This is a genomic window from Vibrio sp. 10N.222.49.A3 (assembly GCF_041475145.1).
GTDB lineage: Bacteria > Pseudomonadota > Gammaproteobacteria > Enterobacterales > Vibrionaceae > Vibrio > Vibrio tasmaniensis_A.
On record NZ_JBFRVM010000348.1, the window covers coordinates 1 to 1357 of the forward strand.

General features: G+C 37.2%; 2 protein-coding genes. Both read right to left on the bottom strand.

Going from position 1 to position 1357, the window contains the following annotated elements; translation table 11 throughout:
* Positions 1 to 13: 13 nt before the first annotated feature.
* Complete coding sequence (locus AB4589_RS25545; RefSeq protein ID WP_372101972.1) at positions 14 to 1081, bottom strand: HNH endonuclease; 1068 nt, start codon at positions 1079 to 1081, stop codon at positions 14 to 16.
* On the bottom strand, positions 1074 to 1357 hold a 284-nt coding region (locus AB4589_RS25550; RefSeq protein ID WP_372101973.1), incomplete at its 5' end, for a hypothetical protein. The genes AB4589_RS25545 and AB4589_RS25550, both read right to left, overlap by 8 nt.

Below are 1357 nucleotides of genomic sequence, written 5' to 3' on the forward strand. Positions count from 1 at the left end.
TGACTGGAGCAGATCAATCATCTACCCCATTAAATGCAAGCTTATAAAGTTCCAATGAATTTTTGACCTTAGTTCTTGCTTTGCAATTGCTAGTAATTCGTAACTTTCCTCTTAACGAAAAATCGTTTTGCATGAGAAACGTAAGTAAATCCCCTTCTTGTTCAGTCTCAAACATTCGAGTATTCAGCACATTATCTTCGGCTACATTAGGGTGAAGGTGAGTATACTCAGCTTGGCCATCAGCTATTTTAACAACGTGTTTATCTAGCTTAGCATGGTTACAAGAATGACAAACGGGAATCAAGTTGTATACGGATAGAGCAAAAAACGGAAAAAAAGATTTAGACAGAAAGTGATCTAGTTCTGGGCGACCACCAAAGATATCATCTTCAAAAACTGAATGCGTATAGCTGCGATTACAGTATGGGCACACCGTATTTCTCAGCTCATCAATTAAAGGATATGGCCCCCAACCTTCTCTTTGACTGGAAAACTTTTTATAATTGAAATGATTAGAACAAAACTGCACAAAATCATAAAAGTTGTTGTTTCCTAAAAACCTTTCTACAGGTATTTTAATATTGCCATCATGCTGTAAGTACTTCTTCGCCTTTTGAAACAAGCTATTACCTTCAGTGCCAGATAGAACATTAGTTAATTCATCTAATAACCCTTCAGCCCGCAGAGCACTTTCTAGCTCAGAATTAGCCCTTCTTGAAGACTGTTTTACGAGTAAACTCTTTATTCTCTGAAACCCAGGGCCTTGGGGCCAACTAAAAACAAAGCAAAAAATATTCTGCTTTTTCTGTAGTTCCCAAAATAAAAAGTTGTTTTCAAACAAAGTATTAAACAAGATAGGATTAAGTATACTCCCCTCCTGAATAGTGCGAATCAGATTCGATAACTCTTCAAGCATATCCCTAGGTTTGAGAGTATAAATATCATCTTGAATGCTATACAACCAATCAATAAACTCATTCCTTGGATGTGGATTTGGTATGGGAAGCGCAGAGTGAGAAACACACCATTCTTTGTGTTTTTCCTCAAGGAAATCGTAATCCTTAAAATCAAGATTAAACATCAGTGGCTCCAGTGACTGTATATTTCTGTGTTAACTCCCTTATCTCATGCTTTAAACTAGGGTTTGATTCACTAAAAGCCAGCAGCTCTGCAAGCTCTTTACTTATGGGAGATAAAGACAATTCCAGTTTAGTAATTTTACGCTTCAACTCTTTTTGTAGAACTTTATCCCCTACCTGATTTATCACAACTCTAGCCATCTCAATCTTTTCCGACAAGCTAGCAGCACCAGCAAACTCTTCCTCTGGATTATTTATAAAGTGATCCGCACCAGCAG